Origin of the sequence: Streptomyces xanthochromogenes (genome assembly GCF_014650455.1) — a bacterium.
Classification (GTDB): Bacteria; Actinomycetota; Actinomycetes; order Streptomycetales; family Streptomycetaceae; genus Streptomyces; species Streptomyces xanthochromogenes.
In genome coordinates this window covers 103,176-121,378 of the sequence record NZ_BMUZ01000010.1, presented here as the reverse complement: position 1 = coordinate 121,378, position 18,203 = coordinate 103,176, and the positions used below count along the sequence as shown (strand labels likewise).

The following is an 18,203-nucleotide window of genomic DNA, read 5'->3' as shown; positions in this document are numbered from 1 at the left end:
ATTCGTGGGACCTGCGAGAGAGCGTGCCCTGTGGCTGACGTACCTGCCGATCTTGCCGCAGTGTGGCCACGAGTGCTGGAGCATCTCCTCGGAGAGGGGCAGCAGGGCATCGAGCCCAAGGACAAGCAGTGGATCGAGCGCTGCCAGCCGCTCGCACTGGTGGCCGACACGGCGTTGCTCGCCGTCCCCAACGAATGGGGCAAGCGCGTCCTGGAGGGCCGGCTGGCCCCGCTGATCAGCGAGACGCTGAGCCGCGAGTGCGGCCGCACCATCCGCATCGCGATCACCGTCGACGACTCGGTGGGCGAGCCCTCCCCACCCGCCCCGCAGCAGCAGCCCTCCCAGCAGCCGCGCTACCAGGACGACCCCTACGGCCGGCCCTCCGACGACGGACTGCCGACGGCCCGCCCCGCCTACCCCGGCGAGTACCAGCAGCGCCCCGAGCCCGGGGCCTGGCCGCGGGCCCAGGAGGACCTCTGGCAGCAGCCTCGGCTCGGCGGCTTCCAGGACCGCGACTCCTCGGGCGAGCAGTGGCGCGAGCCCTACGGCGGCGCCCGTCCGCAGCAGCCCCAGCACGACTACCGCTCGCCCCCGCCGCCCGAGCGCGGTCAGTACGACCAGGACCACAGCCCGTACGACCAGGGCCGGGGCTCCTACGAGCAGCCCAAGCCGCAGCCCTACGAGCAGCAGCGGCACGAGCAGCGCCCCGAGCGGCGTGAGCTGCCGGACGGGCAGCCCCCGCAGCGCGGCGGGTCCGGCCATCTCGCGCCGTCGCCGTCCGGTCAGGCACCCGCGCAGGGCGGTCCGGGCGAGCCGCACGCACGGCTGAACCCGAAGTACCTCTTCGACACGTTCGTCATCGGCTCGTCGAACCGGTTCGCGCACGCCGCGGCCGTCGCGGTCGCCGAGGCGCCGGCCAAGGCGTACAACCCCCTGTTCATCTATGGGGAGTCGGGCCTCGGCAAGACGCACCTGCTGCACGCGATCGGGCACTACGCGCGCAGCCTGTACCCCGGCACGCGCGTGCGGTACGTGAGCTCCGAGGAGTTCACCAACGAGTTCATCAACTCGATCCGCGACGGCAAGGGCGACACCTTTCGCAAGCGGTACCGCGATGTCGACATCCTCCTGGTGGACGACATCCAGTTCCTGGCGAGCAAGGAGTCGACGCAGGAGGAGTTCTTCCACACCTTCAACACCCTGCACAACGCCAACAAGCAGATCGTGTTGTCCTCGGACCGGCCGCCCAAGCAGCTGATGACCCTGGAGGACCGGCTGCGCAACCGCTTCGAGTGGGGTCTGACCACCGATGTGCAGCCGCCCGAACTGGAGACGCGCATCGCGATCCTCCGCAAGAAGGCGGTGCAGGAGCAGCTCAACGCCCCGCCGGAGGTACTGGAGTTCATCGCGTCCCGCATCTCGCGGAACATCCGTGAGCTGGAGGGCGCGCTGATCCGGGTGACGGCGTTCGCCTCGCTGAACCGGCAGCCGGTCGACCTGGGGCTCACCGAGATCGTCCTCAAGGACCTGATTCCCGGCGGCGAGGACGCGGCCCCGGAGATCACCGCGAGCGCCATCATGGCGGCGACCGCCGACTACTTCGGTCTGACGGTGGAGGACCTCTGCGGATCCTCGCGCAGCCGCGTCCTGGTGACGGCCCGCCAGATCGCGATGTATCTGTGCCGCGAACTCACCGATCTCTCGCTGCCCAAGATCGGGGCCCAGTTCGGTGGCCGCGACCACACGACGGTGATGCACGCCGACCGCAAGATCCGCGCGCTGATGGCGGAGCGCCGCTCCATCTACAACCAGGTCACCGAGCTCACCAACCGCATCAAGAACGGCTGACCACACCGGCACGGACACCCCGAAGGGCGCCCAGGGATCGATTCTCCGGGCGCCCTTCGGCATGTGTGGCCCCGATCCGGGCTTGTGGGGAACCTCCTGAGGGCGCCTCGGCGGCCCGAAGCGGGCTCCGCGGAGCGCCGAAATCCGCGCGTACGACGGCGAAGGAAGCGTGTGTACGACCCCGGCGGAGGCTCCGATGTTCGAATACCGGCTGGTCAGAGGCCGTTCTCCACAGATCCGGCTACTTTCTTCCATCCACACCCTGGGGACCGCGAAGTTGTCCAGATTGCTTCCACAGGCGCCACGGCTGATACTCCATCACCCCAGGTCAACAGCCTGTGGATTTGTGGGCATCGCTGCTCCACAGCTTGTGGACGAATCCTCTGTCCACAGCCTGTGGGCGAAGTTTTCCACCGGCGGCCCACAGGTCTTGATCCGTTGTCCCCAGCTTCTCCACAGCCCTGTCCACTGTTCGGCAACGAAACGCCCGGGGTCACCGGGGCGAGTGAAAGCCGTCACACGAAGGAGACGGGTTGGGCTGTGGGGAACCGGGGTAAAGCTGGGGACAGGGCTGGGGAGAACTACCCCTGTCCTGTGCACGGGATGTGCAGAACTTTCGGGCGTCCACAGAAACCCCGAGTTGTCCACCGGTGCCACCCACAGGGGCAGTGGACAAAAAACGGGGCTTGACCTGCGAAAACGGGGTTATCCACGGTTTCCACAGGCCCTACTACTACTCCCACTTAGAGTTAGCTGGGAATCCGTTTCGAAGTGGGGCCTGTGCACAACTGGCCGCCGGAGCTCCCGACACCGCTCGACGCGACTTGACCCCGACGCGCACCGACTGTCAGCGGCGTACGTCAGACTGGTCCCCGGCGATACAGCCGACGACGAAAGCCAGCAGGGCGAGCCAGCAACAGCAGGAGGCGGTTCCGGTGAAGATCCGGGTGGAGCGCGATGTACTCGCGGAGGCGGTGGCCTGGGTGGCCCGCAGCCTCCCGGCCCGTCCGCCCGCGCCCGTACTCGCGGGCCTTCTTCTGAAGGCGGAGGACGGCGCGCTCAGCTTCTCCAGCTTCGACTACGAGGTCTCGGCGAGGGTCTCGGTCGACGCCGAGGTCGACGAGGACGGCACGGTGCTCGTCTCCGGCCGCCTGCTCGCCGACATCTGCCGCGCCCTGCCCAACCGGCCGGTGGAGATTTCCACAGACGGTGTACGGGCGACCGTGGTCTGCGGCTCCTCCCGCTTCACCCTCCACACGCTCCCTGTGGAGGAGTACCCGGCGCTGCCGCAGATGCCGACCGCCACGGGCACCGTTCCCGGTGAGGTCTTCGCCTCGGCCGCCGCCCAGGTGGCCATTGCGGCCGGCCGGGACGACACCCTGCCCGTGCTCACCGGTGTGCGCATCGAGATCGAGGGCGACACGGTCACCCTCGCCTCCACCGACCGCTACCGCTTCGCGGTCCGCGAGTTCCTGTGGAAGCCGGAGAACCCGGACGCCTCCGCGGTCGCCCTGGTCCCCGCCAAGACGCTCCTGGACACCGCCAAGGCGCTCACGAGCGGCGACACGGTCACCCTGGCGCTGTCGGGCTCCGGTGCCGGTGAGGGTCTGATCGGTTTCGAGGGCGCGGGCCGCCGCACGACCACACGTCTTCTCGAGGGCGACCTGCCGAAGTACCGGACTCTTTTCCCCACCGAGTTCAACTCGGTCGCGGTGATCGAGACCGCGCCGTTCGTCGAGGCCGTCAAGCGCGTGTCCCTGGTGGCCGAGCGCAACACCCCGGTGCGGCTCAGCTTCGAGCAGGGCGTCCTCATCCTGGAGGCCGGTTCCAGCGACGACGCACAGGCTGTGGAAAGGGTCGACGCCAACCTGGAGGGTGACGACATCTCGATCGCCTTCAACCCGACCTTCCTGCTCGACGGCCTGAGCGCCATCGATTCGCCGGTCGCCCAGCTGGCCTTCACCACCTCGACCAAGCCGGCCCTGCTCAGCGGCAGGCCCGCCCTGGACGCCGAGGCGGACGACGCGTACAAGTACCTGATCATGCCGGTGCGCCTGTCCGGCTGAGTGGCTTGAGGACGTACGTCCCGGGCACCCGGGGCGTACGTCTGAGCGGCTGACCCCGCAGGTGTGTACCAGGGTCCCGGCGTAGGCTCGGACGCGGGTACGAAACGCCACAACGTCAAAGGATCATGTGATGGAGCTCGGTCTCGTCGGCCTCGGCAAGATGGGCGGCAACATGCGCGAGCGCATCCGCCGCGCAGGCCACACCGTCATCGGTTACGACCGCAACCCGGACGTCGCTGATGTCCACAGCCTCAAGGAGCTTGTGGACAGTCTCAAGGGCCCGCGCGTGGTGTGGGTGATGGTCCCGGCCGGTGCCGCGACCCAGTCCACGATCGATGAGCTCGGCGAGCTCCTGTCCCCCGGCGACGTCGTCGTGGACGGCGGCAACTCCCGCTGGACGGACGACGAGAAGCACGCCGTCGAGCTGGGCATCAAGGACATCGGCTTCGTCGACTGCGGTGTCTCCGGCGGCGTCTGGGGCCTGGAGAACGGCTACGCGCTGATGTACGGCGGCACCGCCGAGAACATCGCCAAGGTCCAGCCGGTCTTCGACGCGCTGAAGCCCGAGGGCGACTTCGGCGCGGTGCACGCGGGCAAGGTCGGCGCCGGCCACTTCTCGAAGATGGTCCACAACGGCATCGAGTACGCCATGATGCAGGCCTATGCCGAGGGCTGGGAGCTCCTGGAGAAGGTGGACTCCGTCACCGACGTCCGCGAGGTGTTCCGCAGCTGGCAGGAGGGCACGGTCATCCGTTCCTGGCTGCTCGACCTCGCGGTCAACGCCCTGGACGACGACGAGCACCTCGACAAGCTCAAGGGCTTCGCGCAGGACTCCGGCGAGGGCCGGTGGACGGTGGAGGCGGCCATCGACAACGCCGTCCCGCTGCCCGCGATCACCGCGTCGCTGTTCGCCCGCTTCGCGTCCCGTCAGGACGACTCCCCGCAGATGAAGATGATCGCCGCGCTGCGCAACCAGTTCGGCGGCCACGCGGTCGAGTCCAAGTAGCCGTAAAGAGCAGTAGGTAAGCCGGGGGAGGTCGGCGACACCATGCACGTCACCCATCTCTCGCTGGCCGACTTCCGCTCGTACGCCCGGGTCGAGGTTCCGCTCGACCCGGGCGTCACCGCTTTCGTGGGTGCCAACGGCCAGGGCAAGACCAATCTGGTCGAGGCCGTCGGCTACCTCGCCTCGCTCGGCAGCCACCGGGTCTCCTCGGACGCGCCGCTGGTGCGCATGGGTGCCGAGCGGGCCGTGATCCGCGCGGCCGTCACCCAGGGCGAGCGCTCCCAGCTGATCGAGCTGGAGCTGAACCCGGGCCGCGCCAACCGAGCCCGTATCAACAGGTCCTCGCAGGTCAGACCCCGCGATGTACTGGGGATCGTGCGGACCGTCCTGTTCGCGCCCGAGGACCTCGCGCTGGTCAAGGGCGACCCGGGCGAGCGGCGCCGCTTCCTCGACGAGCTGATCACCGCGCGCTCGCCCCGGATGGCGGCCGTACGGTCCGACTACGAGCGCGTCCTCAAGCAGCGCAACACCCTCCTGAAGTCCGCCGCGATGGCCCGCCGGCACGGCGGCCGTGGCATGGACCTGTCCACGCTCGACGTATGGGACCAGCACCTGGCCCAGGCCGGCGCCGAGCTTCTCGCCCAGCGCCTCGACCTGATCGCCGCACTGCAGCCGCTCGCCGACAAGGCGTACGAGCAACTCGCCCCGGGCGGCGGCCCGTTGGCCCTGGAGTACAAGCCGTCCGCGCCCGGCACCGGGCACACCCGCGAGGAGCTGTACGAGCAGCTCATCGCGGCCTTCGCGGACGTGCGCAAGCAGGAGATCGAACGCGGGGTGACGCTGGCCGGGCCGCACCGCGACGACCTGCTGCTCCGCCTCGGCGAGCTGCCCGCCAAGGGATACGCGAGCCACGGCGAGTCCTGGTCGTACGCGCTCGCGCTGCGCCTCGCCTCGTACGACCTGCTGCGTGCCGAGGGCAATGAGCCGGTCCTGGTACTCGACGACGTCTTCGCGGAGCTGGATGCCAAGCGGCGCGACCGCCTCGCGGAGCTGGTCGCCCCGGGCGAGCAGGTGCTGGTGACGGCCGCGGTGGACGACGACGTGCCGGGAATCCTCGCGGGCGTCCGGTACGAGGTCGCGGCGGGCGAGGTGGCACGGGTATGAGCGAGGCGTCACCGGGGGCCGAGCAGCCGAAGGTGCCGGAGGCGTCCGGCATCGACCTGGCGCGGGTCGCGCTGCGCACGGCCAGGGAGCAGGCCAGGGCGCGCGGCGAGGCGGCGCAGCAGCGGCACCAGGCGCGCAGGGGCGGCGGGCTCCGTTCCGGGGCGCGTGCGGACGGGCGCGATCCGCTGCCGCTCGGCGCCGCCATCAACCGGCTGATCAGCGAGAGCGGCTGGGAGACGCCGACGGCGGTGGCCGGGGTGCTCGGCCGCTGGCCGGAGATCGTCGGAGAGGAACTCGCCAACCACACCGTGCCGGGTCCGTACGACAAGGAGGACAAGGTCCTCGTCGTGCGCTGCGACTCGACGTCCTGGGCGACCCAGCTGCGGCTGCTCGCGCCCCAGCTGGTGGCGCGCATCAACGCCGACCTCGGCCACGGCACGGTCCGGCTGATCAAGGTCTATGGCCCGAGCGGCCCGCCGCAGCGCTACGGCAAGCTGCGCGCCCCCGGGAGCACCGGGCCCGGCGACACCTACGGCTGAGCCGGCGTCCCGGCCGGGACGCCTCTGCGCGGCCCCCGTACGTACCCCTTGTGACGTGCGAAAACGAGGCTCCAGAGGGCTCCGGTGACGGGTGTGGGGTACGAGGTGTCCCTCACCGTAGTCGGAGGTTGACAGGCCGAAGCGCTGAATGCCCGTGTGAGGCTCTTGGGGCCCCTCCCCGGATATGGGGAGTCGGAAGGCGCCCGCCTAGGGCGGCACATGCGGACTCAGGTACCGGCAAACCCCCATTCATGTCGGCGCTACCGGTAGACTGGTCAATAATCCCGCCGTCCTCGCGGGACCCACCGAAAGACGCGGCCGGACGCTTGCCCCCGAGGCAGCGCCCGGCGCCGACCATCGCTGAACGACGCAGCCGCCCTTGGCCTTTACAGGGGAAGGCTTGTGCTGTGCCAGAAAGGGCGCTTCGTGGCCGATTCCGGCAACCCCAACGAGAACACCCCGTCCACTGCCGTCGGCGAGAACGGCGAGGTCACCGCCTCGTACGACGCCAGCGCGATTACCGTCCTCGAAGGTCTGGACGCGGTCCGCAAGCGACCCGGCATGTACATCGGCTCGACCGGTGAGCGTGGTCTTCATCACCTCGTGTACGAGGTGGTCGACAACTCCGTCGACGAGGCTCTGGCCGGACACGCGGACACGATCGACGTCACCATCCTCGCGGACGGCGGCGTACGAGTGATCGACAACGGCCGTGGCATTCCCGTGGGCATCATCCCCTCCGAGGGGAAGCCCGCCGTCGAGGTCGTCCTCACCGTCCTGCACGCGGGCGGCAAGTTCGGCGGCGGCGGTTACGCCGTCTCCGGCGGTCTGCACGGTGTCGGTGTGTCCGTCGTGAACGCACTGTCCTCGAAGGTCGCGGTCGACGTCAGGACCGAGGGCTACCGCTGGACCCAGGACTACAAGCTCGGCGTCCCGACGGCTCCCCTGGCCCGCAACGAGGCCGTCGAGGACACGGGCACGTCGGTCACCTTCTGGGCCGACGGCGACATCTTCGAGACGACCGAGTACTCCTTCGAGACGCTGTCGCGGCGCTTCCAGGAGATGGCCTTCCTCAACAAGGGCCTGACCCTGACGCTCACCGACGAGCGCGAGTCGGCCAAGGCGGTCTCGGGCGCGGACTCCGCGGAGGAGGGCGAGGAGCAGCAGCCCCTCACGGTGACGTACTACTACGAGGGCGGCATCGTCGACTTCGTGAAGTACCTCAACTCGCGCAAGGGCGAGCTGATCCACCCGACCGTGATCGACATCGAGGCCGAGGACAAGGAGCGCCTCCTCTCGGCCGAGATCGCGATGCAGTGGAACTCTCAGTACAGCGAGGGCGTTTACTCCTTTGCGAACACCATCCACACGCATGAGGGGGGTACGCATGAGGAGGGATTCCGCGCCGCGCTCACGGGCCTGGTCAACCGGTACGCCCGGGACAAGAAGCTGCTGCGCGAGAAGGACGACAACCTCTCGGGCGAGGATATCCGCGAGGGTCTGACGGCGATCATCTCCGTCAAGCTGGGCGAGCCGCAGTTCGAGGGCCAGACCAAGACCAAGCTGGGCAACACCGAGGCGAAGACGTTCGTCCAGAAGGTGGTGCACGAGCACCTCACCGACTGGTTCGACCGCAACCCCGTCGAGGCCGCGGACATCATCCGCAAGTCGATCCAGGCGCAGACGGCCCGCGTCGCCGCCCGCAAGGCGCGTGACCTGACGCGTCGCAAGGGGCTGCTGGAGTCGGCGTCACTGCCCGGCAAGCTCTCGGACTGCCAGTCCAACGACCCCACCAAGTGCGAGATCTTCATCGTCGAGGGTGACTCCGCCGGTGGTTCGGCGAAGTCCGGCCGCAACCCGATGTACCAGGCGATCCTGCCCATCCGAGGCAAGATCCTGAACGTCGAGAAGGCGCGGATCGACAAGATCCTGCAGAACACCGAGGTCCAGGCCCTGATCTCGGCGTTCGGTACCGGGGTCCACGAGGACTTCGACATCGAGAAGCTCCGCTATCACAAGATCATCCTGATGGCGGACGCCGACGTCGACGGCCAGCACATCAACACCCTGCTGCTGACCTTCCTGTTCCGCTTCATGCGGCCGCTGGTCGAGGCCGGGCACGTGTACCTGTCGCGTCCCCCGCTGTACAAGATCAAGTGGGGCCGGGACGACTTCGAGTACGCGTACTCGGACCGTGAGCGCGATGCGCTCGTGGAGCTCGGCAAGCAGAACGGCAAGCGGATCCGCGAGGACTCGATCCAGCGCTTCAAGGGTCTTGGCGAGATGAACGCCGAGGAGCTGCGCATCACGACCATGGACGTCGAGCACCGCGTGCTCGGCCAGGTCACCCTGGACGACGCGGCCCAGGCCGACGACCTGTTCTCGGTGCTGATGGGTGAGGACGTCGAAGCCCGGCGCTCCTTCATCCAGCGCAACGCGCGGGACGTCCGCTTCCTCGACATCTGACTCGGTCTGTCGCTGACCGCTTCGAAAGGACTTGAGAACCAGCAATGGCCGACGAGAACACTCCTACGCCCACTGAAGCCGCGGCGGCCGAGGCCGCCGCGGAGGAAGCCCTCGCCCTGCGCATCGAGCCCGTCGGGCTCGAGACGGAGATGCAGCGCTCCTACCTCGACTACGCGATGTCCGTCATCGTCTCGCGTGCGCTGCCGGACGTACGGGACGGCCTGAAGCCCGTCCACCGCCGCGTCCTGTACGCCATGTACGACGGCGGGTACCGGCCCGAGAAGGGCTTCTACAAGTGTGCCCGCGTCGTCGGTGACGTCATGGGTACCTACCACCCGCACGGCGACTCCTCGATCTACGACGCCCTCGTGCGCCTCGCCCAGCACTGGTCGATGCGCATGCCGCTGGTGGACTCCAACGGCAACTTCGGTTCCCCGGGCAACGACCCGGCCGCCGCCATGCGGTACACCGAGTGCAAGCTGATGCCGCTGGCCATGGAGATGGTCCGGGACATCGACGAGGAGACCGTCGACTTCACGGACAACTACGACGGCCGCAACCAGGAGCCGACGGTCCTGCCGGCGCGCTTCCCGAACCTCCTGGTCAACGGCTCGGCCGGCATCGCGGTCGGCATGGCGACCAACATCCCGCCGCACAACCTGCGCGAGGTCGCCGAAGGCGCCCAGTGGTACCTGGCGAACCCGGAGGCCTCGCACGAGGAGCTCCTGGACGCGCTGATGGAGCGCATCAAGGGCCCCGACTTCCCCACCGGCGCGCTGGTCGTGGGCCGCAAGGGGATCGAGGAGGCCTACCGCACCGGGCGCGGCTCCATCACGATGCGCGCGGTCGTCGCGGTCGAGGAGATCCAGAACCGCCAGTGCCTGGTGGTCACGGAGCTGCCCTACCAGACCAACCCGGACAACCTCGCGCAGAAGATCGCCGACCTGGTCAAGGACGGCAAGGTCGGCGGCATCGCGGACGTCCGCGACGAGACCTCCTCGCGCACCGGCCAGCGCCTGGTCATCGTCCTGAAGCGGGACGCGGTCGCCAAGGTCGTCCTGAACAACCTGTACAAGCACACCGATCTGCAGACCAACTTCGGCGCCAACATGCTGGCGCTGGTCGACGGCGTGCCGCGCACGCTCTCGATCGACGCGTTCATCCGCCACTGGGTGACGCACCAGATCGAGGTCATCGTCCGGCGTACCAAGTTCCGGCTGCGCAAGGCCGAGGAGCGGGCCCACATCCTGCGCGGCCTGCTCAAGGCGCTGGACGCGATCGACGAGGTCATCGCGCTCATCCGGCGCAGTGACACGGTCGACGTGGCGCGCGAGGGCCTGATGGGCCTGCTGTCCATCGACGAGATCCAGGCCAACGCCATCCTCGAGATGCAGCTGCGCCGGCTCGCCGCCCTGGAGCGCCAGAAGATCGTCGCCGAGCACGACGAGCTCCAGGCGAAGATCAACGAGTACAACGCGATCCTCGCCTCGCCCGAGAAGCAGCGCGGGATCGTCAGCGACGAACTGGCCGCGATCGTCGACAAGTTCGGCGACGACCGCCGCTCGGCCCTGGTGCCGTTCGACGGCGACATGTCCATCGAGGACCTGATCGCCGAAGAGGACATCGTCGTCACCATCACCAACGGCGGCTACGTCAAGCGGACCAAGACCGAGGACTACCGCTCGCAGAAGCGCGGCGGCAAGGGCGTGCGGGGCACCAAGCTGAAGCAGGACGACATCGTCGACCACTTCTTCGTCTCCACCACGCACCACTGGCTGCTGTTCTTCACCAACAAGGGCCGGGTCTACCGGGCCAAGGCGTACGAGCTGCCGGACGCCGGCCGTGACGCGCGCGGCCAGCACGTCGCGAACCTGCTGGCCTTCCAGCCGGACGAGAAGATCGCCCAGATCCTCGCGATCCGCGACTACGACGCGGCGCCCTATCTGATCCTGGCCACGAAGGCCGGCCTGGTGAAGAAGACGTCGCTCAAGGACTACGACTCGCCCCGTTCGGGTGGTGTCATCGCCATCAATCTGCGGGAGACCGCGGACGGCGGGGATGACGAACTGATCGGCGCGGAGCTGGTGTCGGCGGACGACGATCTGCTCCTCGTCAGCAAGAAGGCGCAGTCCATCCGCTTCACGGCGACCGACGACGCGCTGCGCCCCATGGGGCGCGCCACGTCCGGCGTCAAGGGCATGAGTTTCCGTGAGGGAGACGAACTGCTCTCGATGAATGTCGTCCGGCCCGGTACGTTCGTCTTCACCGCAACCGATGGCGGGTACGCGAAGCGCACCCCCGTCGACGAGTACCGCGTCCAGGGTCGCGGCGGCCTCGGCATCAAGGCCGCCAAGATCGTGGAGGACCGCGGCTCGCTGGTCGGCGCGCTGGTGGTCGAGGAAACGGACGAAATCCTCGCCATCACTCTCGGCGGCGGTGTGATTCGTACGCGAGTCAACGAGGTCAGGGAGACGGGCCGTGACACCATGGGCGTCCAACTGATCAACCTGGGCAAGCGCGATGCCGTGGTCGGCATCGCCCGTAACGCCGAGGCGGGCAGCGAGGCCGTAGAGGTCGACGGGGCCGACGACGCCGAGGGCGCTACTGCCGAGGCTGCTGCCGAGGGCGTCCAGCCTTCGGCCGGGGAGCACGAGGAGTAAAGCGTGAGTGGAGCCACGGGCGCCGGAGCGGCCGCTTCCGGAGCGAACGGTGCCCGTGGCCCTGCCGCGGACTCCCAGGGGGTAACGGTGACGGAAACCCGGGGCCCACAGGGCCGCGCGGAGTATGAGAGCGGGGCCCTGCCCGGCGAGCGCGAGAAGCCGGCGCACGGCGGTCAGCAGCCCTACCACCCGCCGCAGGCCTACCCGGCGCCGCAGCGCGGCGCCGAGGGCGTGCGCCGACCGCGCACCGGGGCACGTACGGCGCCCCGTACGCGCAAGGCACGGCTGCGGGTGGCCAAGGCCGACCCGTGGTCGGTGATGAAGGTCAGCTTCCTGCTGTCCATCGCGCTCGGTATCTGCACGGTCATCGCGGCGGCGGTGCTGTGGATGGTCATGGACGCCATGGGCGTGTTCTCCACGGTCGGCGGCACGATCAGCGAGGCCACCGGCTCGAACGAGTCCAACGGCTTCGACCTCCAGTCGTTCCTGTCGCTGCCGCGGGTGCTGCTCTTCACCTCGGTCATCGCGGTGATCGACGTGGTGCTCGCCACGGCGCTCGCGACGCTGGGGGCGTTCATCTACAACCTCTCGGCGGGCTTTGTGGGCGGTGTCGAGCTCACGCTCGCCGAGGACGAGTAGCCGCAGTTCACGGCCGCTCGGGTATCGATTTTGGGACTGGCCGTCCCGTGCGCTAATCTTCAGAGGTCGGCGCGCGGGACATCCCGCAAAGCGCGGCGGGGCTATAGCTCAGTTGGTTAGAGCGCATCCCTGATAAGGATGAGGCCACAGGTTCAAATCCTGTTAGCCCCACCAGTACAAAGACCCCCAACCGATCATGGTTGGGGGTCTTTGACATCTCCGGCTGACATCAGCCGATGAGTGGATCTTCCAGCAGCTCGGCCAGCAGATCCGTAGCCTCGCGCTGATCACTGCCCACCACATGGGTGTACACGTCCATGGTCATGCTGATCTGACTGTGCCGAAGGATCGTCTGGGCGACCTTGGGATGCACCTTCAGGAACGCCAGCAGCGTCCCGCACGTATGCCGAGCCAGCCGAACCGTGATGGTGCGGACGCCGGCCCGCTTGATGAGGGCAGCGAAGGAGCGGGAGAAGCCGCGGGGCTCGATCGGGCCGCCATGCCGTTCCGAGAAGATCAGATCAGCCCCGGGGCCCTGCTCCCAGTGCTCACCCGCGATCTTCCGTTCCAGGTCTTGCAGGTACCGGCGCTCTTCGAGGGCCCGCGCGCACAGCTCGGGAAGGGGCAGCACGGCCTGAGACGACTCGGTCTTGAGGTCCTTCAGAACGAGCTGCCCGCGCTCGCGTTGCACCTGCTTAACCGGCGTGAACTGGCGGCCCTCAAAGTCGATGTCCTGCCAGCGCAGCCCCAGGACCTCACTTCGGCGCAGCCCGAGAACGAGCACCAGGACGCAAGCCGCGTAGAGCCGGTGAGCCCGGACCGAGTGCAGGAAGCTGACCGCTTCCCGGGCGTTCCACGGCTTGGCATCACCCTTGCTGACCTTCGGCATGTCGACCAGGAGCGCGACGTTGCGGGTCAGGATCTCCTCTTTGATCGCTCGGTTGAGAGCGTTCCGCAGGACCCGCAGCACCTCGAACCGCGTTGCAGCCGGAACCTGATCACTCTTCAGAGCTGCCATGAGCGAGCGGACCTGAGCAGCGGTGAGCTTGGGCAACGGCTTCTTGCCCAAGTGCGGCACCACGTACAGCCGAACCTTCGACTCGTACTTGGCGTACGTGTTGAACTCCAGGTTCTCCCGCACAATGTGCTCAAGCCAGTAGCTCAGCCACTCCCCGAGCGTCCACGCGCGCGAGGGCACCGGAACGCCGTTGCGCTCTTGGTCCTGGAGCTTGCCCAGCTTCTCGGCGGTCTCGTCGTACGTCTTGCCGTAGACGTACTTCCGGACCCGATGGCCCTCTGTGTTGGTGACGTACGCGGCCCCCTGGTACCGGCCGTCCGCACGCTTAGTGATGGTGCCCCCGCCGTTGGGGCGACGCTTCGCCATCAGGCCGCCTCCTCGAACTCAAGCCGCGAAGCGACGTAGGCCCGGTAGCCATCCAGCGAGATACGGCGGCTGCTACCGACCTTGATCGACGGAAGCCGCTTTGTGCGGATCAAGTTATAGACAGCCGTCCGGCCGACCTTGAGCTTGCCCATCACGTCGGGCACGGTCAGGAAGTCGTCACTCATGCCCCCACCTCCCTGTCGTCGATGTCGGGCAGGTCTGCGAGTGCTTCGCGTGCGGTGTCGCGGTTGGCCTGGAGCTCCCGGGCGATGGATGCGGCGAGCCAGGATTCGCCGGGGGTGTGGCCTTGTCCGGCGTAGGTCCAGTGGGCGAGCGTCAGCGTGGAGCACTCCGCGTCGTCGAGATCTTCGGGAAGCCCGCGCTCACGGCGTTCCTGCCGGGCCCGGTAGTCGGCCCGGACCTGACGCCGTTCGGTCAGCGTCGAGGAGTAGGCCCGGGATTTGGTCATGAAGTGGCCCCGGAAGCCGAGCATGTGAGCCCAGCGCGCCAACATCCGCTCCGGGTAGGCGTCATCGAGGAGCCAGCAGGCTTCGATCAACCGGCGGGTATGGGCGGGCAGCCGCAGCTTGTCGAGTTCGCAGAACTCCCCGATCCGCCGGTCCACCGTCTCGGTAGCCTCAGCGGCTTTCGTGGCGTACTTCGCGACGTATGACGCCACGGCCTGATCCGTCAGCTCGACGCCGGCCAACCCGCCGATCGCCTGGACATCGACTTGCGAGCCCCAGCGCAGAACCCGGGCGGCGAAGTCGCCTTTAGCCTCGACCGGCACGGCGACCCGAGCGGCAGCGGCCTTGATGGCAGCGTCCAGGAGCGCGATGGTCGCCCAGGCCGGGGGCGGGGAGTCGGGCCCGTCGGGTCCGTCGAGGCGCACCACGGCGTGGAAGTGCACGGCCCCGCGCTTCTGGAACTCTGCGACCTTGCCGAAGGAGATCCTGCAGGCCTCTTTGAGAGCGGTCTGGGTCAGGCCCACGCGGGCGGCGACTTCACGGCGCAGGTAGATGGTGAAGCGGCGCCACAGGTCCCCGGCGTGGTTGTTCCACAGCACCGCCCCCGCGTAGTCGTACCGCTCCGGGTGAAGGGCCGTACCCAACGCCGGATCATCATCGGGGTGTTGGGCACCGCAGCGGCAGCGGCCGGTGTCGGGCCGGTTGTGGACCGGACCGAACGAAGGCGCGGTCAGGGTCGCGAACACGCCGGGGTGGTAACGGATCTCGCCGGGGATACCCATGCGGGAGTCGCCGGTGATCCCGGCCCGGATCAGGTGATAGACATCCCCCGCGTAGGTCCAGGCGCAGGAGGGGCAGCGCGAGGCACGGCGGTTACCGCACGCGATGCGGAGCGTGCCGCCGGGCTCGTCCGCAGTGGAGTACGAGTACAGGACGTCCCCGCTGGCACGGTCTCGGGTTACGGTCTGGCCCTGGAGGCGAATCGGGTGCGAGCAGCCGCCGGTACGCCGGACTTGTTCCTGCCAGCGGTCGAAGCCGGGCGAGTTCGCGACGCGCAGGAGATCGGCGAGGGTGATCGGGTCGGTGCCCATCGAGGCCGCGACACCGGCCACGGCCTCAGGGGCGACGGGGAAGACCGTCACGCGTCGTCCTCCCTCGGGTAGTCGTGTCCGAGGGGCGGGTACTGGCCGCGAAGCTTGGCCCAGTCCTCCGCGTAGATCGCGTCATCCACCACGGTGAAGAACTCGGTGTGCGGCCGGACATCGTGCCGGTCCAGGTACGTGGCGATCGCGCGGGTGCGGTCTTCGTCGGCGGCTTCGGCCGCGTGCAGGGGGTCCTCGAAGTAGCTCACGCGGCCACCGCCGTCAGGGCCCGCAGGCGGTCGATGTGTGCTGCCAGCCGCTCAGCGGCACGAGTGCAGAGCGGCGGGGTGTCGCCGAGCGTGAACTCTTGCAGGCCTGAACCGGCGCACCACTCGCAGAAGATCGACGGAGTGTCCTCTCCGCCCCATCCGGAGCCAGCGCAGAAGTCGCAGTCACCCCACGGGAGGGACATCAGCAGGTGCAGGCAGTCATCCGGGTCGGCGCAGGTCCATTCGCCACACGACGGACAACCGCGCGACGAGCGGACCACAATCCGCTCCCGCTTGGCGGAAGGTAAGCCGACGACCGACACGGGTACGGCAGAGGCAGGCATGATGGAGGCTCCCCTTCAAGGGGTAGAGGGGGCGGCGTGTCTGCTTGGCGGTAGGAACGCCGCCCCCGGCTGGACTGAGATCAGGTCAGCGGCTGTGCCGCTCGGCGTTGTGGATCTCGGCGAACGCTTCCGCGTCCTTCCTGCGGGGCAGGCCCTCGAGGCTGTAGCCGTCCGCATCGCAACGCGTCTCGTACTTCCCGCTCGGGTTGTGCCAGTCACGCCGAGGCGTCCAACTCCGCACGTCAGACGACGTGGTCTTCTCGTCGTTCTTCACAGCGCGGGCCGGTCCACCCGACTCACCAGAACTCTTCGACCTGCCGAACATGCGATCTCCCTTGAGGTAGAGGGGCGGCGCGTCTGCTTGGCGGTAGGAACGCCGTCCCGGGACAGATGACAACTTGGCTAGCCTGGTTGGTCACATCTCTAAAGTAAGGAACCTGGCTAGCCATGTCAACAGCCTGACCGACTTGGCTAGCTATCCGCTCGTTCCATCGAATATCCTCAAGCCATGACCTTCGTTCCCGAGCCCTTGGACCCAGACGACGAGCGCCCGCCCTTCGAGCAGGTAGCGAGCAACTTGGGCGCGGCAATTCGGACAAGGAGGCTCGGGCCTGGGGAGAAAATCCCCTCGCATAAGGAACTGACCGAGCTGTACGGCTTCGCGCGGGCGACCATCCAACGCGCGCTACGGGACCTTGAAGATGAAGGCCTCGTCGTGTCCCGCAAGGGCAGCGGGGTCTACGTACGCAACCGGACCGAACGGCCGGCGGGACTGCGCCCGTACGTTGAGCAGGCCTTCTCGAAGAGTGCCGTCACCATTGACTTCGCCGGGTTCTCCAGCGAGACGCTGCACGGTGCCCTGCAAGAACCGCTCGACAAGATCCGTGTCGGCAGGCTGACTCCATCGAGCATCACCATGCGGATACTCGTTCCGGACATGGCCGTACCGCAGGCTGCACCGGTCCGACTGAAGGATGGCGCGGATGACAAGCGGCTGCGCGACCGGATGCACGACATCATGGTCGGCTACACGCGGAGCATTCGGGACGCCATCGCTGAGCTTGGTCACCTCGGATTGGTGACCGAGACGAGAGTCGACGTGCGCGTCCACAGCGGCACGCAGTTCTTCAAGCTCTACATCATCAACAACGAGGATGCCTTCTTCGGGTACTACCCGATCAAGGCGAACAAGGTTGTCGCTCAGGGCGAGACGATCGAGATCTACGACCTGGTCGGCAAAGACACGACGCTCTTCCATCACTCCATCAATGACGGAGAGTCCTCCGGTGGAGCCCAGCAGGTACAGCAGGCTCGAATGTGGTTCGACAGCGTCTGGGACACCATCGGAAGGGACTTCGATCTCGATGCGCACTGATGCGCTGGCTGGGACCTTGGCCGAGGCCCGAGCTGTCCTCTTGGATTTCGATGGCCCTGTCTGCGACGTGTTCGCGGGGTTGCCTGCCTCGAAGGTAGCAAGAGAGCTGGCTCAGCTCGTAGGTACCAGGGACGAAGGGCTCGGAGCCAAGGCAGCCGCCACGGACGATCCGATCGAGGTGCTGCGCATCGTGCATGAGGCGGACTCGGCCCTCGGGCAGGAAGTCGAACGAGCGCTTACGGCTGCCGAGGTACGAGCGGTGGCTCTGGCTGGCAAGCCAACTTCCGGGTCGGTCGACATGCTTGCAGCGACGCGTGAGGTAGGAAAGCCCGTCGCGGTGGTGAGTAACAACTCTGCCGAGTGTGTGCGGGAGTTCCTGGCATTGCACGAGCTGAGTGATTACGTGATGGACATCGTGGGGCGACCGACCGAGCAGCCACACTTGATGAAGCCGAACCCGCACCCTTTGATCCAGGCGGCCGAGCTGTTGCACGTTGACGTGACAGCCTGCACGCTCATCGGTGATTCCGTCACTGACATCCAGGCTGCCCATGCTGCTGGCGCCACTGTCATCGGCTACGCCAACAAGCTCCACAAAGCTGAAGCCTTCGCTGAACTGAGGGCAAACGCGATCACGGACGACATGCGCTCCATCTCAGACGCGCTGCTCGCCGACCAGAGCTACTAGCACTCCTTCTCTCTGGAGCCTGATCCGTTACAGGTTTCTCTACCTCATCAAGGGCCCGCGCACGGCGCGGGCTGGCCCCTTGGACCGGCCCCCACACGCCTTCGGCGCAGGGGCCGGTCCCTGGGGCCGCAAGCAAGTTCCGGCCCTGAGTAGAGCCCCCGGGGGCAAGCCACCGGTCCAGGCGATGCCTCCGGCGGGGGATCGGC

At 67.8% G+C, this 18,203-nt stretch carries 15 protein-coding genes and 1 tRNA gene; 11 read left to right on the top strand and 5 right to left on the bottom strand.

The annotated features are described in order from the left end of the window. The first annotated feature begins 30 nt into the window (after positions 1 to 30). From dnaA to IE267_RS25305, 9 genes are all read left to right on the top strand, one after another. The gene (gene dnaA, locus IE267_RS25345) at positions 31 to 1,848 is read left to right on the top strand and encodes a chromosomal replication initiator protein DnaA (protein WP_189764822.1); all 1,818 of its coding nucleotides are present in this window, start codon (positions 31 to 33) and stop codon (positions 1,846 to 1,848) included. A 935-nt stretch (positions 1,849 to 2,783) separates the two neighbouring features. Beyond that, positions 2,784 to 3,914 (top strand): DNA polymerase III subunit beta, encoded by a 1,131-nt coding sequence (gene dnaN / locus IE267_RS25340; protein WP_161245752.1) that lies wholly within the window; start codon positions 2,784 to 2,786, stop codon positions 3,912 to 3,914. 130 nt (positions 3,915 to 4,044) lie between these two features. Continuing rightward, positions 4,045 to 4,920: a phosphogluconate dehydrogenase (NAD(+)-dependent, decarboxylating) gene (gene gnd, locus IE267_RS25335; protein ID WP_100575615.1), complete on the top strand. Its 876-nt coding sequence runs from the start codon at positions 4,045 to 4,047 to the stop codon at positions 4,918 to 4,920. 42 nt (positions 4,921 to 4,962) lie between these two features. Further along, entirely contained in the window at positions 4,963 to 6,084 is a 1,122-nt protein-coding gene (gene recF / locus IE267_RS25330; protein WP_161245753.1) for a DNA replication/repair protein RecF, read from the top strand. Beyond that, positions 6,081 to 6,623, top strand: a complete 543-nt coding sequence (locus IE267_RS25325; RefSeq protein ID WP_161245754.1) for a DciA family protein — start codon at positions 6,081 to 6,083, stop codon at positions 6,621 to 6,623. The genes recF and IE267_RS25325 overlap by 4 nt, the downstream gene beginning before the upstream one ends. A gap of 402 nt (positions 6,624 to 7,025) precedes the next feature. After that, entirely contained in the window at positions 7,026 to 9,089 is a 2,064-nt protein-coding gene (gene gyrB, locus IE267_RS25320) for a DNA topoisomerase (ATP-hydrolyzing) subunit B (protein ID WP_167158469.1), read from the top strand. 44 nt (positions 9,090 to 9,133) lie between these two features. After that, positions 9,134 to 11,749: a DNA gyrase subunit A gene (gene gyrA, locus IE267_RS25315; RefSeq protein ID WP_161246373.1), complete on the top strand. Its 2,616-nt coding sequence runs from the start codon at positions 9,134 to 9,136 to the stop codon at positions 11,747 to 11,749. Positions 11,750 to 11,836: 87 nt separating this feature from the next. Further along, on the top strand, positions 11,837 to 12,388 hold the full coding sequence (locus IE267_RS25310; protein ID WP_229861410.1) for a DUF3566 domain-containing protein: 552 nt from the start codon (positions 11,837 to 11,839) through the stop codon (positions 12,386 to 12,388). 97 nt (positions 12,389 to 12,485) lie between these two features. Next, positions 12,486 to 12,562, top strand: a tRNA-Ile gene (locus IE267_RS25305). Between the two features lie 55 nt (positions 12,563 to 12,617). On the opposite strand, the gene IE267_RS25300 is transcribed toward IE267_RS25305, so the two are convergent. The 5 genes from IE267_RS25300 to IE267_RS25275 all read right to left on the bottom strand — a co-directional run bounded on the left by IE267_RS25300 (position 12,618) and on the right by IE267_RS25275 (position 16,259). Then, positions 12,618 to 13,772 carry a tyrosine-type recombinase/integrase gene (locus IE267_RS25300; RefSeq protein ID WP_189764820.1) on the bottom strand — a complete coding sequence of 385 codons (1,155 nt, stop codon included), beginning with the start codon at positions 13,770 to 13,772 and terminating at the stop codon, positions 12,618 to 12,620. Then, the gene (locus tag IE267_RS25295) at positions 13,772 to 13,957 is read right to left on the bottom strand and encodes a helix-turn-helix domain-containing protein (RefSeq protein WP_189764819.1); all 186 of its coding nucleotides are present in this window, start codon (positions 13,955 to 13,957) and stop codon (positions 13,772 to 13,774) included. Before IE267_RS25295 ends, IE267_RS25300 begins: the two co-directional genes overlap by 1 nt. Continuing rightward, positions 13,954 to 15,351, bottom strand: a complete 1,398-nt coding sequence (repSA, locus tag IE267_RS25290) for a replication initiator protein RepSA (RefSeq protein ID WP_373304593.1) — start codon at positions 15,349 to 15,351, stop codon at positions 13,954 to 13,956. The genes IE267_RS25295 and repSA overlap by 4 nt, the downstream gene beginning before the upstream one ends. A gap of 26 nt (positions 15,352 to 15,377) precedes the next feature. Next, positions 15,378 to 15,590: a hypothetical protein gene (locus tag IE267_RS25285; RefSeq protein ID WP_100575607.1), complete on the bottom strand. Its 213-nt coding sequence runs from the start codon at positions 15,588 to 15,590 to the stop codon at positions 15,378 to 15,380. 429 nt (positions 15,591 to 16,019) lie between these two features. Beyond that, positions 16,020 to 16,259, bottom strand: coding sequence for a hypothetical protein (locus tag IE267_RS25275; protein WP_189764817.1), 240 nt, complete (start codon positions 16,257 to 16,259; stop codon positions 16,020 to 16,022). A 183-nt stretch (positions 16,260 to 16,442) separates the two neighbouring features. Between IE267_RS25275 and IE267_RS25270 the strand changes: the two genes are divergently transcribed. Continuing rightward, a complete protein-coding gene (locus IE267_RS25270; RefSeq protein ID WP_100575605.1) occupies positions 16,443 to 17,309 on the top strand; it encodes a GntR family transcriptional regulator in 867 nt (288 codons plus the stop codon). After that, on the top strand, positions 17,299 to 17,997 hold the full coding sequence (locus IE267_RS25265) for an HAD family hydrolase (RefSeq protein WP_189764816.1): 699 nt from the start codon (positions 17,299 to 17,301) through the stop codon (positions 17,995 to 17,997). The genes IE267_RS25270 and IE267_RS25265 overlap by 11 nt, the downstream gene beginning before the upstream one ends. The last annotated feature ends 206 nt before the right edge of the window (positions 17,998 to 18,203 follow it).

Bases quoted from the DNA above. Each gene is read 5' to 3' on its own strand.
- gnd (WP_100575615.1), top strand. From the start codon at position 4,045: ATGGAGCTCGGTCTCGTCGGCCTCGGCAAGATGGGCGGCAACATGCGC.
- recF (WP_161245753.1), top strand. From the start codon at position 4,963: ATGCACGTCACCCATCTCTCGCTGGCCGACTTCCGCTCGTACGCCCGG.
- IE267_RS25325 (WP_161245754.1), top strand. From the start codon at position 6,081: ATGAGCGAGGCGTCACCGGGGGCCGAGCAGCCGAAGGTGCCGGAGGCG.
- gyrA (WP_161246373.1), top strand. From the start codon at position 9,134: ATGGCCGACGAGAACACTCCTACGCCCACTGAAGCCGCGGCGGCCGAG.
- IE267_RS25300 (WP_189764820.1), bottom strand. From the start codon at position 13,772: ATGGCGAAGCGTCGCCCCAACGGCGGGGGCACCATCACTAAGCGTGCG.
- IE267_RS25295 (WP_189764819.1), bottom strand. From the start codon at position 13,957: ATGAGTGACGACTTCCTGACCGTGCCCGACGTGATGGGCAAGCTCAAG.
- IE267_RS25275 (WP_189764817.1), bottom strand. From the start codon at position 16,259: ATGTTCGGCAGGTCGAAGAGTTCTGGTGAGTCGGGTGGACCGGCCCGC.
- IE267_RS25270 (WP_100575605.1), top strand. From the start codon at position 16,443: ATGACCTTCGTTCCCGAGCCCTTGGACCCAGACGACGAGCGCCCGCCC.
- IE267_RS25265 (WP_189764816.1), top strand. From the start codon at position 17,299: ATGCGCACTGATGCGCTGGCTGGGACCTTGGCCGAGGCCCGAGCTGTC.